This is a genomic window from Sphingobacterium sp. UME9, assembly GCF_014170215.1.
Taxonomy (GTDB): domain Bacteria; phylum Bacteroidota; class Bacteroidia; order Sphingobacteriales; family Sphingobacteriaceae; genus Sphingobacterium; species Sphingobacterium paramultivorum.
In genome coordinates this window covers 147,583-162,569 of record NZ_LZZP01000006.1, presented here as the reverse complement: position 1 = coordinate 162,569, position 14,987 = coordinate 147,583, and the positions used below count along the sequence as shown (strand labels likewise).

The 14,987-nt window shown below is 39.3% G+C and carries 17 protein-coding genes; 9 read left to right on the top strand and 8 right to left on the bottom strand.

Annotation, left to right across the window (positions count from 1 at the left end):
- The 9 genes from A9970_RS12685 to A9970_RS12645 all read left to right on the top strand — a co-directional run bounded on the left by A9970_RS12685 (window position 1) and on the right by A9970_RS12645 (window position 7,842).
- Window positions 1–3,441: a DUF6443 domain-containing protein gene (locus A9970_RS12685; RefSeq protein ID WP_182982535.1), complete on the top strand. Its 3,441-nt coding sequence runs from the start codon at window positions 1–3 to the stop codon at window positions 3,439–3,441.
- Window positions 3,441–3,728 (top strand): hypothetical protein, encoded by a 288-nt coding sequence (locus A9970_RS12680; protein WP_120336700.1) that lies wholly within the window; start codon window positions 3,441–3,443, stop codon window positions 3,726–3,728. The genes A9970_RS12685 and A9970_RS12680 overlap by 1 nt, the downstream gene beginning before the upstream one ends.
- 116 nt (window positions 3,729–3,844) lie before the next feature.
- The gene (locus tag A9970_RS12675) at window positions 3,845–4,222 is read left to right on the top strand and encodes a hypothetical protein (protein WP_120336699.1); all 378 of its coding nucleotides are present in this window, start codon (window positions 3,845–3,847) and stop codon (window positions 4,220–4,222) included.
- A 65-nt stretch (window positions 4,223–4,287) separates the two neighbouring features.
- Entirely contained in the window at window positions 4,288–4,806 is a 519-nt protein-coding gene (locus A9970_RS12670; RefSeq protein ID WP_259655386.1) for an RHS repeat-associated core domain-containing protein, read from the top strand.
- The gene (locus tag A9970_RS12665) at window positions 4,727–5,251 is read left to right on the top strand and encodes a hypothetical protein (protein WP_182982534.1); all 525 of its coding nucleotides are present in this window, start codon (window positions 4,727–4,729) and stop codon (window positions 5,249–5,251) included. The genes A9970_RS12670 and A9970_RS12665 overlap by 80 nt, the downstream gene beginning before the upstream one ends.
- A complete protein-coding gene (locus A9970_RS12660; RefSeq protein WP_120336697.1) occupies window positions 5,248–5,712 on the top strand; it encodes an immunity 26/phosphotriesterase HocA family protein in 465 nt (154 codons plus the stop codon). The genes A9970_RS12665 and A9970_RS12660 overlap by 4 nt, the downstream gene beginning before the upstream one ends.
- A 601-nt stretch (window positions 5,713–6,313) precedes the next feature.
- A complete protein-coding gene (locus A9970_RS12655; protein ID WP_120336696.1) occupies window positions 6,314–6,895 on the top strand; it encodes a hypothetical protein in 582 nt (193 codons plus the stop codon).
- A 119-nt stretch (window positions 6,896–7,014) separates the two neighbouring features.
- Complete coding sequence (locus A9970_RS12650; RefSeq protein WP_112375250.1) at window positions 7,015–7,305, top strand: hypothetical protein; 291 nt, start codon at window positions 7,015–7,017, stop codon at window positions 7,303–7,305.
- A 60-nt stretch (window positions 7,306–7,365) separates the two neighbouring features.
- The gene (locus A9970_RS12645) at window positions 7,366–7,842 is read left to right on the top strand and encodes a hypothetical protein (RefSeq protein WP_182982533.1); all 477 of its coding nucleotides are present in this window, start codon (window positions 7,366–7,368) and stop codon (window positions 7,840–7,842) included.
- Window positions 7,843–8,633: 791 nt separating this feature from the next.
- Here the strand turns inward: A9970_RS12645 and A9970_RS12640 are convergent.
- The 8 genes from A9970_RS12640 to A9970_RS12605 are packed head-to-tail and all read right to left on the bottom strand — an operon-like array spanning window position 8,634 to window position 14,985.
- Window positions 8,634–9,554 carry a hypothetical protein gene (locus A9970_RS12640; RefSeq protein WP_182982532.1) on the bottom strand — a complete coding sequence of 307 codons (921 nt, stop codon included), beginning with the start codon at window positions 9,552–9,554 and terminating at the stop codon, window positions 8,634–8,636.
- Between the two features lie 48 nt (window positions 9,555–9,602).
- Window positions 9,603–10,547, bottom strand: a complete 945-nt coding sequence (locus A9970_RS12635; RefSeq protein WP_182982531.1) for a hypothetical protein — start codon at window positions 10,545–10,547, stop codon at window positions 9,603–9,605.
- Window positions 10,548–10,566: 19 nt separating this feature from the next.
- Window positions 10,567–11,718, bottom strand: coding sequence for a type II secretion system F family protein (locus A9970_RS12630; RefSeq protein ID WP_182982530.1), 1,152 nt, complete (start codon window positions 11,716–11,718; stop codon window positions 10,567–10,569).
- A 12-nt stretch (window positions 11,719–11,730) separates the two neighbouring features.
- Entirely contained in the window at window positions 11,731–12,225 is a 495-nt protein-coding gene (locus A9970_RS12625) for a type II secretion system protein J (RefSeq protein ID WP_182982529.1), read from the bottom strand.
- Window positions 12,222–12,599: a PilW family protein gene (locus A9970_RS12620; protein ID WP_182982528.1), complete on the bottom strand. Its 378-nt coding sequence runs from the start codon at window positions 12,597–12,599 to the stop codon at window positions 12,222–12,224. The genes A9970_RS12625 and A9970_RS12620 overlap by 4 nt, the downstream gene beginning before the upstream one ends.
- Window positions 12,589–13,839 carry a hypothetical protein gene (locus A9970_RS12615; RefSeq protein ID WP_182982527.1) on the bottom strand — a complete coding sequence of 417 codons (1,251 nt, stop codon included), beginning with the start codon at window positions 13,837–13,839 and terminating at the stop codon, window positions 12,589–12,591. Before A9970_RS12615 ends, A9970_RS12620 begins: the two co-directional genes overlap by 11 nt.
- Window positions 13,840–13,850: 11 nt before the next feature.
- Window positions 13,851–14,489, bottom strand: coding sequence for a toxin-antitoxin system YwqK family antitoxin (locus tag A9970_RS12610; protein WP_182982526.1), 639 nt, complete (start codon window positions 14,487–14,489; stop codon window positions 13,851–13,853).
- Entirely contained in the window at window positions 14,479–14,985 is a 507-nt protein-coding gene (locus A9970_RS12605; RefSeq protein WP_182982525.1) for a hypothetical protein, read from the bottom strand. The genes A9970_RS12610 and A9970_RS12605 overlap by 11 nt, the downstream gene beginning before the upstream one ends.
- Window positions 14,986–14,987 lie beyond the last annotated feature (2 nt).

The following is a 14,987-nucleotide window of genomic DNA, read 5'->3' as shown; positions in this document are numbered from 1 at the left end:
ATGAAAAAGAACTTTTTAACCATATTATCTTTAATAATCGTAGTTGGTAGTTACGGACAGACACTTTCAGATAATATATCGCTAAGCGCTTACAGTGGTCAGACCTCTATTCAGGCGCTTAAGAGTATTACCTTACAAGATGGCTTTCATATCCCAGTTCAATCAAATAAGTCTGTCACAATTAGCATAGCTGGTTTTCAAAATATTCTTAGCACCCCTACGGCTGGACAAAATTATATATTGACAAGGACTTTCCGAAGTCCAGGAGTGACAACCGCAAATCTTAATACGCAACGTACTATTGGTGATGAAAATCAAACAGTGCAATATTTTGACGGGCTGGGCCGTGCAGTACAAACTGTACAGCTAATGGCGAGTCCGACTTATAAGGATATTGTTCAACATATTGAATACGATGGACTTGGTAGGGAAAATACAAAATATTTACCTTATGCAGAACTATCTGGCAACGGAAGTTTTAGGAGTGCAGCGAAGACTACCCAAGCTGATTTTTACAAAGTAGGTGGTGGATGGGATCTCACAGTGATGAAGACAGGTAATCCCTATGCTGTTGCCGTATTTGAAAGTAGCCCTTTGAATCGTGTGCAACAACAAGGAGCTCCAGGTACAGCTTGGCAACCTGCAGCTAATCGCAATACTGTTCCTTCAGCTGCGAATGAAGGGCGTACTATAGTTACGGAATATGGTACCAACGGTGTCGACGATGTCCGCTTGTGGACTATCAACAGCACAAATAATGGTGCTACATCAACTTATTACGCTGCAGGAAGGCTTTACAAAACTGTGTTGAAGGACGAAAACTGGATCAATAAAAATGGAACTGGACTTTCTCCATCCAAAGAAGGGACAGTAGAGGAATTTAAGGATTTTGAGGACCGTGTGGTTCTTAAGCGAATTTGGGAAACAGAAGCCAAAGCATTAAATACATACTATGTTTACGATGATTTTGGTGATCTTCGCTATGTACTGCCGCCAGGATTTACTGAAACCACATTTTCCGAAACAGTTAACGGAGATTTTTTTGAGCTGATTTATGCCTACAAGTATGATGTTCGAAAACGGGTTGTTAAGAAAAAAATACCTGGAAAAGGATGGGAATATTTTGTGTATAACAATAATGATCAGGTCGTGTTCACACGTGACGCTGAACAGTTAGCACGTGGGGAATGGAGTTTTACCAAATATGATGCACAGGGCAGGGTAGTATTGACCGGAATAGAAAAAGGACATACGGGTGATAACCAAAGTAGCCTACAGTCAACACTGTCATCCTTTACAGGGGCTTTATGGGAACAGCGTGGCACGACGATGGAAGGATATACTAACAATACGATTCCACAGAATATAAGTAATATTACCGTTCAGGCAGTTAATTATTATGATGATTATACTTCCATACCAGGTTTGCCATTTACAGACCATAGTGCTTATAGTATCAGGACACAGAGTCTACCCGTAGCCAATAAGGTGCTTGTACTCGATTCAAGCCCCGCAAAATGGTTATGGACTGTCAATGATTACGATGATCAGGGCCGGATTGTGCGAGTAAGTAGCACAAACCATCTTGGCGGTAACGATATCGTCACAAATGAATACAATTTTACGGATCAACTTGTCAAAATTACGAGGGTACACACTCCAGCAACCGGGACTGCTGTTACTCTTGCAACGGGCAATGATTATGACCATCAGGGGCGTCTAGTTCAGATAAGGAAAAAGGTGAATAGTCAAACAGAGGTTATCCAAAGTAAACTGTCTTATAACGAGATTGGCCAGCTTACGACCAAATCACTTCACAGTGAGAATGGCGGTGGTAATTTTATGACCAGCATAGCTTATGCCTACAACGAACGTGGCTGGCAGACCAAAGCCAGTTCGGCGCAGTTCACCTCATTACTGAACTATAATGTCAACGGAAACACAGTGCTTGCAAATGCGCAGTACAATGGTAATATCGCTCAGCAACTGTGGGGATATTCCGCTACCACAAGTAGTACTTTTAACTACAGCTATGATGTCCTAAACAGGTTAAAGAGTGGTGTAAGTTCGGGAACAGTGATGAGTGAGGCTCTAGAATATGACGATATGGGCAATATCCGGACACTGATCCGGGACAATGGTACAGCTATCACGTATGGTTATAACAATAGCAATAAAAGTAATCGGTTGAATACATTGTCGGGAGGTCTGTCAGGATCGTTTACCTATGATCTGAACGGGAATGCAACCAAGGACCGTACTGGTATGCTATTGAGCTACAATCAGCTGAACCTTCCTAAAACAGTTAGTGGAGGAGGAAAGACTATCTCTTACACCTATGATGCCCTTGGAACAAAACTAAGCCGAACGTCGGATGTAGGAGGAATCAATGCGCAACGGGATTATATCGGAGGAATAGAATACAGTAAGACTGGAACTGGTAGTCCGGTCATTGAACGAATTGGTACTGAGGATGGTTTTCTGTTGAACAGTTCGGGGGCATATAGCTATTACTACAATCTGACGGACCACTTGGGTAATGTACGTATAGTATTGAAGAAAGAAGGCACAGCTACCGTGCCAACTGCGGCAGTAATGCAAAAGCAGGATTATTATCCATTTGGGAAGACGAAGAGTATTGCAACGAGTATCGATAATAAGTATCTTTATAATGGCAAAGAGATGCAGGCTGACCTAAATGGCGGTACGCATACTTTGGGAAGTTCTTATATACTTGAGGGGCAATTGGACTACGGAGCAAGATTCTATGATGCGGAGATAGGACGGTGGAATGTGGTGGACAAATTAGCAGGCCACATGAATCAGATTGATAAAAGCCCATATGGATATAGTTGGAATAATCCAACAAATCTAACGGATCCTGATGGAAATTGTCCTATTTGTCCTTTCATAATACCGATATTAGAAGGCCTTACAATAAGACAGGTTATTACAACGGGCACTGTAGTATTAGCGAGTGCAGTTGTTGTGTCTAATCGAGATAAATTCGTGGGGAAAGATTTCTTTGCCAGAAGAGATGGGACAAGAAATAATATTCCATTGAATCCTATGATGCTTAATTCGAATAAGAATACAGGTGATAACAGTGGTGGAGATGGTCAAAATTCTAATATAAAGAAAGGTGACTATTCTCATTTGAAGGAGCCAAGAGTAGTTGGAGAGGGTAATAAGACAACAAGAGCTCAACGTAGAAGGATATTGGAGGAAAATAAAAGGCAGAATGACGGAGAACTTGTAAGCGATGGAGATGGCCGGAAACTAAATCCGCCATCACGAACTAAGAAAGGCGAGAAAGCAGATATGAATCAAGCGGAAGTGGATCATAAAAAGTCTCGTAAAAACGGCGGTACAAATTCAAACTCAAACCAGAGGCTTATATCAAAGGAAGAAAATTTAAAAAAGTCAAGCAACAATTTGTAATGGAGTTAATTAACTATTTTTCTGATCCCAACGAGGCAGTTTTGACAACATCATTTGTCTTGAATAAGACGGATCAAATATCTAGAGTGTATCATCATTTAGAGGATGGAATGTGGGAATTTATTAGTGAAAGAGCGGTTAAAGAATCGGACTATAAAGTTATTTCTATGGAAGAGATATTGTACATAGATGAGGGGCTGTTGTCTCTTTCTGATATGGAGCCTGGCTTTTTTGCTTATAGAAAAGAGCCGAATGGTACCTTTGAGATAAAAATTATAGAGGAATAAATCTTTATCTTTGTATCGGCGCTCATTCTTTATTGGATTGAGCGTTGTTGTTTTATCTGAGTATCGCCTGTATCTTGCTTTTGGGGACAGCTACAAAGTGATATACAAACATTACGATGCCAACCAGTGGAACTACTATTTTTACTGTCAGTTATTACGATGACTATGCAGTACTCGGTAATGCCTCGCTGAATCCTTACAGCACATATTTTACCCTACCAAATGGGACCGCCGGCGAAAGTCAGCATACAAGAGGGCTGCCTACGGTGACTGCGACGAGTATATTGGGAACCAGTAAATTTCTGACCGTGGCGACATACTACGATAATAAGGCGAGAATAAGTAAGATCGTAAAGGAGCATCAACTGGGCGGAGTAGATCTTACCACCAACAGCTATAATTTTGTTGATGAAGTAGTATCCACAACCAGAAAACATTATAAAGACGGAGCTCTGGCTCTGATACTTAAAAACAGTTATAAATCGGAGGAATAGAATACAGTAAGACTGGAACTGGTAGTCCGGTCATTGAACGAATTGGTACTGAGGATGGTTTTCTGTTGAACAGTTCGGGGGCATATAGCTATTACTACAATCTGACGGACCACTTGGGTAATGTACGAGTAGTATTGAAAAAAGGAGGTACCGCTACGGTGCCAACTGCGGCAGTAATGCAAAAGCAGGATTATTATCCATTTGGGAAGACGAAGAGTATTGCAACGAGTATCGATAACAAGTATCTTTATAATGGCAAAGAGATGCAGGCTGACCTAAATAGCGGTACGCATACTTTGGGAAGTTCTTATATATTGGAGGGGCAATTAGACTACGGAGCAAGATTCTATGATGCGGAGATAGGACGGTGGAATGTGGTGGATCCTATGGCGGAGAAGATGCGGAGATATTCCCTATATAACTACGCCTTTGATAATCCTATACGGTTTATTGATCCCGAAGGAAGAGTGCCGATAGTGCCAATTATTTTAATAATAGGGATATTTGACAACATCTCAACCAGCTGTCGCTCCAACAAGGGATCTTGCAGGAGACGCTGCAAAAATTCAACAGGCATACGATAGTTACAATACATCAATAGTAACAAATTCACTGCCTGGCGAGCAGCAAAGTCAACCTGTTTCGAAAGTTCTTTATCAAGCAGTTAAAAAGGAAGTTGTTAAGAAAGTAAGTACTGAGGCCAAGAAAACGTTTCAAACTTATTTTAAAGGTGCGTTAGATCCTAAAAAACACGGAAAGTATTCAGGTAGGACGAGTGGGACTAATACCCCTGAAAAAAACATAGCCAAAAGGGACAAAAACCATCATATGAATGAAACTCATGGACCAGCTTATTTGGATAAAACCTTTACAAACTCTGATGATAATAGGGTACGAGAGCAGATAAATATAACAAATAGCGGTGGGGCTAAATCAGTGGGAGGGACGTCAGGAAATCGCATTAATGGTATAAGTCCCCATAATAAAAGATTACAAAAATACATGCAGGAAGCTTTAAAATTGAAATGAAAAGACAAAGAATAACGGAAGGTGCTATATTAGAGATTAATATAGAGAATGAGTATTTCATTTATGCTCAGATATTATTAAAGGGGCTGGGATATGCTTTTTTTGACTATAAGTCAAAAGATAAGATAAAAGATTTAAATTATCTTCTCGAATGTAAGGTGCTTTTTATAATAGCGGTATATGATGATGTCGTCACAAAGGGGGTGTGGAAAAAGATAGGAAAGCTTCCAATTAGACACGATTTACTTATCCAACCAATGAAATTTATACAGGATCCTTATAATTTTAATAAATGTGATTTATATGACCCTAATACGGGAGAAGTTACACCTGCTGCAAAAGGAGAATGCGCTAATTTAGAACGAGCCGCTGTTTGGGAAGCTAACCATGTCGAAGATCGAATAAAAGATCACTATTTAGGCAGACCAAACGTTTGGGTAGAAAGACTCAAACTGAAATAGATTTTGAAATCTTTCGATATAAAGTGCTCGAATAGCTTTTTCTTTTTCGAATGATGATATTATAAATAGATAAAATTATTTGTTTTTTTCTAAGATACGGATGACTTGGTTGCCGAAGGAGAATAATATTAATATGAAAACTATAAAATCAGGAACAAATTTGGACTTATAAAACTAGGGTCAATGAATATGATTATAACGTTACAGTTCTTGCGATTGAAAAGGGGATTGATGAGCAAAACATTATACATGTTAAAATTGATAATTTAAGACTTTTTGATAGTTATAATAACTTAATAAGCGATAGTATTGATGATCTTCCCGTCTCTGAGAGCGCTTTTTTAGAAAGTATGCTATTTATGGAAATCGGATTTTGATATCGGTAAAGGTGTTATATGGGATATCCACTTGGAGCAGGTGATTTCTTCAATAGAGAGCAATTTTTCTTGGTATGAACACTAATTTGATTCTTTAGTATTGCTCGAAAACAAATGTAAATTTAACGATAGAACAACAAGTATACGTCTAGGCGAGGCCGCTCGAGGAGCTATTGTAGGTAGCGCTGGGGAGGCTAGCGCTCAAACAAATAGATGATTTTAATATGGATTATTTTTTTGAACTATCAAAAAAGCAGTTACTAAAAGACAGAAACGATATTTTTAAAGAAGTTGGTATTCCATCGCTATTGAAAAATGGTTTTGAAATGTCAGTATTCAATAATGATTCCAATGGAGAATTTGATCCGGCTCACCAAGAATTTAACTACAATTTTTGTCGTCTTACTGAAAATACTTATTTAGAAATGCTTTATGTGACAATTAATAAAAATGAAAATAATATATGTTTTTACATCTGCGCATTCAAACTAGTTCCTAAAATTGATTCACTTATTTCTATGAAAGGAACTGATGGAATGCCATTTTATATGACAATTAATAATAAGAATAAGTATATGCAATTAAGATGTGACGATTATAAAGGTTCACCACTGTATCATATGCTTTTTTCACCATCCTATGATATAAAATGCTATTTCACTAAATCTGGTTATGAATACAAACGTCAAAGATTAAAACATCTGGTCAAATCAGATATGACAAATATTGATCGTTTTGTAAAAAGATGGTACGAACTTCACAAGCCTATCATCAAAGATCCCGATGGAAATAATATCAGCATTTGAGAATGATAATTGAAAGTAACCAAATCAAAAAATAGATAGTGACATAGCTGCTTTTCAAACTAGGCAAAAGAAAATAGAGAGAGTATGTAACTAAAATTAAATATGCTGCTAAAGGTTACGTGAGTAAAGGTAAGGCAAACGTTGATACAGGACGAGCGACAGCCACGGGACGTGTTCAGGTGGCTAAATACGATCATAAAATGAAAAACGTATTTACGCGTAAAGAATTGACGGTTGAAAGTAAATTTAATACATCTTCTTTGACTCCTAATCAAGTGGCTGCAGAAGGTAATGTTCAGACGGCAGGAGGCTTGATTGTTGATAGGACAACCAGTAAAGGATTGGGTAATTCAGCTAGAGCTGTGACGACTGGTGCAGGCGCAGGAGTAGGTTCACAAAATAATAGATAAATGGGATTAACATACAACGTGTCGAAAAAAGAGCTTTTAGTTATAAGAAAAAAAATCTTCATGGAAGAAGGTCTGCCAAAGCTCGAAAAACAGGGGTTTAAAAGATCTACATTCAGCACTTCCTGGTTTGGCTGGAATGCTGGAATAAACTGTTATATTTTTGAAATCGGTCGTTTATTGAATAATTCAATATTAGAAAATCTTAATGTTTATATAAATCGGGACGATAGATGGATTCAGATATATTTGAATATTTTTAAATTGTCACCAGCTGTTGAGAATATTGAACAGCTAAAAGAGTTAAATGGAATAAATTTTGGAATCCCTCCTAATAGTCTTACTAAAATGAGGTTAAGAGAGGATGGGAATAAAGGTATAGTTTTGATAAATGAACTGTTCTCACCGCATTATAAATTGGGTATAAGTTTTTCTTCAAATGGATTTCAACGGGAGGTGGAAAAATTGAAAAATTTAATCTCTAGCGATATGCAAAATATAGCTTTTTTATTGAGAAATGGCATTCAATTTATCAAGTAAGCGTAACAGATTGGAATGGAAATAGAAAATAAAATCATCTAAAATTTGTTGCCAAGCTATATCTTTTGAAGTGATATTTTTAAACTTCACAAGGTAATCGTATTTCAAGTAAATGTTTATGTGTTTTATGGCGCCGGAGATCGAGTCAAATTACATGTATTGATAGCTAGTTTTAAATATTAAATTGAAAATTGGAATTTCAATGAAAAGTTCTTACGGCCTAACAGTTATTAAATTTTTTTGAAAAATGATGATAAAGAAAATTTATGAAGGAGATCCAAAAAACAACTAGGTCCAATCTAGTATAAGATTGGGCTTGGTTGTTTTAATTTATCTTTTAGGATCTTTACTTAGTTAGAGGAGACACTCATAGAATTCTATGACCTTCACCAGGGAATTGAAGTTGAATTCTAAATTGTAGGCGTGGGATTTTGATCTCGGTAAAGCTGTTATATGCGATATCGGCTTGGAGCAAACGATTTCTTCAATAGGAAGCAATTTTGTTCGTGTGACACTAATTTGACTCATTAGTATCGCTCGAAAACAAATGTAAATTTAGCAATCGGATATTTGAACCTAGATAACCTTGATTGATTGCTTTTTTTTCTTGAAACTGTCTCATAAAGTGTATTCATTTAAAAATCATTAACGATGACCTTACAACTATGGCGTGACAACAGCTTTTGTAGATATTGTGAAGTTATTTTAAGGATAGTTGTCTCAAATGAATTAGTGCGAATAGTTTATTGAAGTTTACTATTCGCACTAAGATTTATATTTGTTTGGAACAATTAACGTTGTTGCGTTTTCAAAGCCTGAATTTCATTTTTCAAACTTTTGATTTCTCGACTTTGATCAATTAAGTACAGCGTCATTTCCTCAATTTTCTGTAGTAACTGACGGTTCAGCTCCCCCAAGGCGACACCATTCTCCTCAACAGATTTTGCAGGAGCTATATTTGGTAAATGCTTATTTTCTTTTACAAAACTTGCAAGTGAATCCAGGGGCATCAGTTGATGATCGTCATTGAAGACATAGTCAGGCCATGGATTGGCTTCAACCTTGATCTCTTTAGCACGAATTGTTCCATTCACAGCTAGTTTTTCTGTAGGATTGGCTGTACCTATGCCAACATTGCCGTTAGAAGCAGCCTTGATGGCTAGAATACCTTCTGAAGAAGTAAAAGTGTTGCCAACAACCAAATCCCAATCGTATGTCATAGGTAGCCTTTTTACTAAATTAGGCTCATTTCCTGTTGTTAGATAAGTATTGAAACCAGTGTTAAAATTAATAGAACGTATTTTGATATATACAACTAAAGGCGCTGTAACACCAAAAGTTTCGATCGCTCTAACACGAAAAGCTTTTGTGTTAGGATTATGGTCTATCGTGAAATTTACGGCACCTGTTGTATATACGTTATTGTTGACCCGACCGGCCTCCTGCCAGCTTGGACTATTTGCATGGGAGGAAGAAACTATATGTGTCGCTGCTGCGGCCATATTACCTCTCGTATAGGTTATTGATACTTCATAATAAGCCGATGCACCGGCCGAGAGCGGTTTTGCTGATGCAAATTCAATAAAATCCCCAATCTTATAATTAGCTGGGAAAGTGACATTGGTTTCCAAATAATCATTTACATTTTGTGCCTTTACAGCATAGCCAAATCCTGATAAAATCAGAATAATGAATAAAATAAATTTGTTCATAAAATATACTTTAATTGTGATTAAAAAACGGGACCTAAAAGAGGTGTTTTATCGGTTCATTTTTAATACATCAATTTCTTTTCTTAAACTTTCAATTTCTTGATTGAGCGTTTTCATGCCCTTATTTTGTTGAATAAGGTACAAAGTCATCTCTTCAATTTTCTGTAGTAGCTGACGGTTTAGCTCTCCTAAGGCAATACCATTTTCTTCAACAGATTTTGCGGGAGCTATATTTGGTAGATGTTTGTTTTCTTTTACAAAACTTGCAAGTGAATCCAGTGGTATCAATTGATGATCGTCATTGAAGACAAAGTCTGGCCAGTCCGCAGCAGCAGTCGTCACCTTGATCTCGTGAGCGCGGATTTTACCGTTAACGGATAGCTTGTCCAGTGGAGCGCTAGTCCCAATACCTACGTTACCATTGTTAGCAGCATGTATGGCAAGGATACCAGGGATGCTTTCAATGGTATTTCCTACAACTAAACTCCAATTGAATGTCATGGGCAAAAGTCCTATTGCGTTTGGTTCGTTGCCAGTTGTAATATAGCTGTTGTATCCAGTGTTAAAATTAATAGAACGAATTTTTACATCCACAGTCAAAGGTGTAGCTACTCCTAAGGTATTAGTTGCTCTAATGCGAAATGCTTTTGTACCCGTATTATGATCAATCGTAAAATTCAGGCCTCCAGATGTGTATACGTTATTATTTACACGACCAGCTTCAAGCCATCTCGTAGGATTGGAGTGTGTAGAAGAAACGATATGTGTGGCTGCAGATGCTACGTTGCCCCTCGTGTAAGCTATTGAAACTTCATAATAACCTGACGCACCTACTGCGATCGGTTTGGCTGAAGCGAATTCAATAAAATCGCCAACCTTGAAATCTGCAGGAAAAGTAACTGTAGTCTGGAAATAATCATTCGCATTTTGCGCTTTGGCACAGTGGCTACATCCCAATAGGAGTAGGACGATTGAAAAAATAAACTTGTTCATAAAATATACTTTATTGTGGTTAAAAACTATTGCTCATTTGGAACATCGGCAGGTACATGGCGATAAGGATCAATCCAACGACCAAGCCCAAGAAGATAATTATAAAAGGTTCAAGCAAACTAGAAAGGGTTGAGGTCTTGTATTCGACTTCTTCCGTCAGCTGCGTGGCGATCTTTTCAAAGAAAAAATCCAACCGGTTTACCTCCTCCCCAACACGGATCAATTGTACCGTTTTGGCTGGGTAAAAAGGATATTTGGAAAGTGCAGCGTGTAAGGATTCTCCCTGTAGGATTTCCTTCTCGGCTCCCTCCAAAGAATGTGCTATCGGATAAAAATCGGTCATCTGCTGCACCAATTGGATAGATTGCAAGAGCGGCGTATTCGTACTGACCAACAAGCGCATGGTATTAGCGAAGCGTGCCAAATGCACCTTTCGGATAATATCGCCAAATAAGGGAAGCTTTAACATAATCTTGGAAGACCACTTGCGCCACCACAGCTGCTTTTGGTTGAAACGGATAAATACAATAAGACCAATAAGGAATAATACACCCCACCAGAACGTGCGGTCCATAAATTGGGAGACTTTTAAAATAAAGGCCGTAATGGCAGGTAGCTCGCCGCCGAAACGTTTGAAAATATCGGAAAACATCGGTACCACAAACTTAAGCATAAATAGTACTGCGCCCATCGATGTGCTTAAGACAATGACGGGGTAGGTGAGTGCCGAGATAATTTTACGGCGCTGCCCAATCTTACTTTTGTAGAACGAGGCCAATTCTTTCATAACCTCGCCAAGTTTCCCGGTCTCTTCTCCAATCCGTAAACTGAAAAATTCGTAATTGCTGAATTTTCCGCTTTTACGGATGGCATCTGATAGGCTGTCGCCCACAAGGACATTGCTCTTGATTTCTTGGAACAATTTGTTGTCCTTGCTATTTTTCTGATCCAAAAGAACAAGATCAAATGCAGTCTTGAGGTCAACACCCGATAAGAGCAGGGTACTGAATTCGACATAGAACTCTTCTTTTTTCTTGTCGGGAAGCTGGCCGTTTCCAAAGCTGATGTCTTTGTTCAGAAAGGCCAAAATATCGCCAGGCCCTTCTTTTTTCTTAGGGGAAGTAGGCTGTTCAGGCTTTTTCTTATATTTTGAGATATCAATTGAAGGCATAGACGAAATACATTAATTAGTGATCCCCGATTCAAGCTGTAAAAGTTGCTGAGCCGAATAGATCTTATGGTAATCAAATTGATGTTCTTTATTTTCAAACCGGATATTCAGGTTAATATGGTCTGTCAGTTCTTCCGATGGAAGATGCTGTATCCTTGGCGTCATATCCAGATTGACAGTTTGAATCAGAAAAGTATCTTTTTCTACGGTATTTTGATTTCTTACAATGAATTTAGGTGCAAACTCATAACTGATATTTCCGAATTCATTTTCGCAGATCAGACCATTTTCGCTTGTTTTTAACCAAAGCGATCTATTGATGTCCTGTTCCAGCAAATGTTTGAAGAGGCTGTAGGAGAAACGCTCCTGTCGTTGCTTTTGCTGCCGTAGGAAGAGCTGTTGAAAATATTGAAACATATAGAAAGCCATACCAATACTGATGGCTGAAATCAGCATGGCAATGGTGAGTTCCATGAGGGTAAAAGCCTTTAATTTTTGTTTGCTCATCGCTGATCCCTTTCCCCTGCTTTATTCTCAATATAGCGTACTAGGCTATCTGTTACTTTGCCTTCCTCGGAGATTGCATAAACGGCCAGGCGCAGGCGGTCGGGATACCCTTCGGTTTCCTTGAGCTGGTAGCTTAATTTGATACTATCCTTCAGGCTTTCTCCCATAGTGTTGCCATCAAATCCGCTTGTCTCCAGCTGACGGCTCCAAAGCATCATCTGCTCCGTTGTGCTCTTTCGTGTTTCACTTCTAGAAGCTTTGGTCAGGTTGACAAAAATAAGCATGCCTATGCCGAAGACGATCAGGATAATCACCATGGATACAAGTGTTTCCACCAAGGAGGAGGCTTTGAGCCGAAGAATGTTAACTCCCATGATTATACCATTTTAAAGGTTTATTGATCTGTTTTTTTTGATCGGCGATCAATAAATAAGAGCTCAGGAAATGGGGAGATAGCTTGCTTCGGTCAAATTTAATATTGACCAAAAAATTCTCGTACATGGATGAAGGGCTTTTGTAGAGGAACCGGTAACAGGCTGTGCGGCCTACTACTTGTAACCCTTTGCTGTAGTCTAAAAGACCATAGACAATGAGATCCCCCTGAATCTTGCAGTCTTTTCCGAGGCTTGCTGCCGATGGCATATCGGAGCGTTTGGGCTCGTATAAGAGAACAGTTCCTGCGATATTGCAGTTGTTGCCTATTCTTAAGCTTGTTCTTTTGCCTTCTGCGCCGATTACTGCTGCTGTCGATGGATACTGGAGGGAAACATTATCTTCCAATATCAATGAGTCGGTGGCAAAGAACTGCGCAGCGCCTTTAAATCCTTTTTCGATCCGTATGCATGGCGCGATCACCAAAATATCCTGTAAAAAGGCTGTAGCGGGAATGACAATTGTGGTGTCCGATAGCAATTGAATATTACCCATCAGACTATCGCTGATCTGTCCCTGGCCTGCACGTAGATGGTAACGTAGTGTGCGCTGATGAAAAGGGTTTTTATTAGTGGTACCGATAGGCAGCATATTGCCCTTCAGACTGTCTTGTTTCAGCAAGGCTTGCAGCGCTGTCAGGCGCTTGGTATTCAGTGCCTGCATCTGCCGATCGCTGTCTTTACTCTTTCCTTCAACGATCTTCTCATTGCCTTTAAAATATTCCCCATCAACATAAGATGGTCTCACACCAGATTTGGGGAGAAATGCCGTTCCCTTAATGACCGTTTCACCACTTACTGAAACCGGCCGATCTTCATCGGTGATATACAGTACCGTTGAGTCTGTGGGCGCTGGACCTAATAAAGCAGTCTTCATGAGGGAATCGCGTTGCATATGTGCGCGGACGACGGCAATATCATAAAGTCCCCATTCGTATCTCGATAGATAGACCGAATCTCCCTGCTGGGTGATATTGGTCAGTGCGGTATCCAGGACATAGGGGAAATTGGTGGAGGTAACCAGACTATAGCCGGCATCAATCTGCTGTCTCAGCTGTTCTTTACGGTTAAAACGGGCATCTTGATCCCGAAAAAAGAAAGCAAGATAGATCAAACTCCCCAAAAGTACCGACACGATAAGGGAAATGACCAACACCAGATATAATGCTGCCGCCTTGAGCATAGTTTTGGGAATTAGGGTGTTACAGGTTCGGGCTGATTCTCTTTCTTTTTAAACCATTTATTGATCTGGTCACCGATCAGCTTTCCAGTCTTGCGGAAGATATTGTTATTTTGGAAAGCTTCTTTGGAAATTTCCTTTCCCAGGTCAAAATATTGGTAACTAATGGTATCGCTTGTTTTGTTCTCTATGCTACCGTGCAATTTACCCTCTTTTAGATATCCGCGTTGGATCCAATTGCCCTGCTCATCGTATCGTACAAAAGGACCTTCTTCGATGTTCGCCATCCATTGGGATTCACTTTTGAGATTCCCATTCGCATACCAGTGGCGCCATACCCCCTGTTTGAGTCCTTTCACATATAATCCCTGGTCGGAAAGATTCTTGTTGGGGAAGTAGTGTGTGAACTGTCCATTGAGAAGTTTTCCCGAATAGCCACCCATAGTCTGGTGCAGCTGATTGCTTTCGTACCAAACGTAGGTTTTGTCACTATTAGGGCTGATCTTGATGTTGTCGGCATAGCATATTGTCTTGCTCCCATCATTGGACGAAATAGTGAATCTCCGAAAGATGGCGAGTTCTTTAACCTGTGCCTGACAGATGATAGAAATCATGAAGAAGAAGATCGTATACAGAATTTTTTTAGTTGTCATTTTTAAATATTGTCTTGTTTTTACCGTGGGCTTTGATGGTAATCTGCCCTTGGTTAATAGCTGTCAATTTAACCCCATTCTGTTCATCGCCGACATTCATCATATATTGTTTGTCCATGATTGCGACGATGGCCGTAGGTTTCTTGTCGTTTAGATTTTCGATAAACCCGATATAGCGCACATTGATTTGCGGTTCGGGCTGATAAGACTGAACCGGTGGCGCGACATAGTTGTTTACGGCGGGCGTTACCGGTGCTGAAGGGACGCTATCGGCAACGACATTTTTTAACATGGGATCGGGATAGTTTAATAGCAAAGCGGTTGTTTTCTTTTGATTGTAAAAACTGAGGTCGCTCACATTTTGGACAAAGTTCTTTTGTGCCTGACGAGGGCCTTGATCATCATCAGAAACTGCTGCAAAAATCTTATATATAATATAGCCCCAAAGTCCAACGACCAAGGAGAGCAATATATATGTCATCGCTTTGTTTTTCATCT

Bases quoted from the DNA above. Each gene is read 5' to 3' on its own strand.
- A9970_RS12645 (WP_182982533.1), top strand. From the start codon at position 7,366: ATGGAAGAAGGTCTGCCAAAGCTCGAAAAACAGGGGTTTAAAAGATCT.
- A9970_RS12605 (WP_182982525.1), bottom strand. From the start codon at position 14,985: ATGAAAAACAAAGCGATGACATATATATTGCTCTCCTTGGTCGTTGGA.
- A9970_RS12620 (WP_182982528.1), bottom strand. From the start codon at position 12,599: ATGGGAGTTAACATTCTTCGGCTCAAAGCCTCCTCCTTGGTGGAAACA.
- A9970_RS12635 (WP_182982531.1), bottom strand. From the start codon at position 10,547: ATGAACAAGTTTATTTTTTCAATCGTCCTACTCCTATTGGGATGTAGC.
- A9970_RS12625 (WP_182982529.1), bottom strand. From the start codon at position 12,225: ATGAGCAAACAAAAATTAAAGGCTTTTACCCTCATGGAACTCACCATT.
- A9970_RS12680 (WP_120336700.1), top strand. From the start codon at position 3,441: ATGGAGTTAATTAACTATTTTTCTGATCCCAACGAGGCAGTTTTGACA.
- A9970_RS12615 (WP_182982527.1), bottom strand. From the start codon at position 13,839: ATGCTCAAGGCGGCAGCATTATATCTGGTGTTGGTCATTTCCCTTATC.
- A9970_RS12640 (WP_182982532.1), bottom strand. From the start codon at position 9,554: ATGAACAAATTTATTTTATTCATTATTCTGATTTTATCAGGATTTGGC.
- A9970_RS12630 (WP_182982530.1), bottom strand. From the start codon at position 11,718: ATGCCTTCAATTGATATCTCAAAATATAAGAAAAAGCCTGAACAGCCT.
- A9970_RS12685 (WP_182982535.1), top strand. From the start codon at position 1: ATGAAAAAGAACTTTTTAACCATATTATCTTTAATAATCGTAGTTGGT.
- A9970_RS12655 (WP_120336696.1), top strand. From the start codon at position 6,314: ATGGATTATTTTTTTGAACTATCAAAAAAGCAGTTACTAAAAGACAGA.
- A9970_RS12610 (WP_182982526.1), bottom strand. From the start codon at position 14,489: ATGACAACTAAAAAAATTCTGTATACGATCTTCTTCTTCATGATTTCT.
- A9970_RS12660 (WP_120336697.1), top strand. From the start codon at position 5,248: ATGAAAAGACAAAGAATAACGGAAGGTGCTATATTAGAGATTAATATA.
- A9970_RS12675 (WP_120336699.1), top strand. From the start codon at position 3,845: ATGCCAACCAGTGGAACTACTATTTTTACTGTCAGTTATTACGATGAC.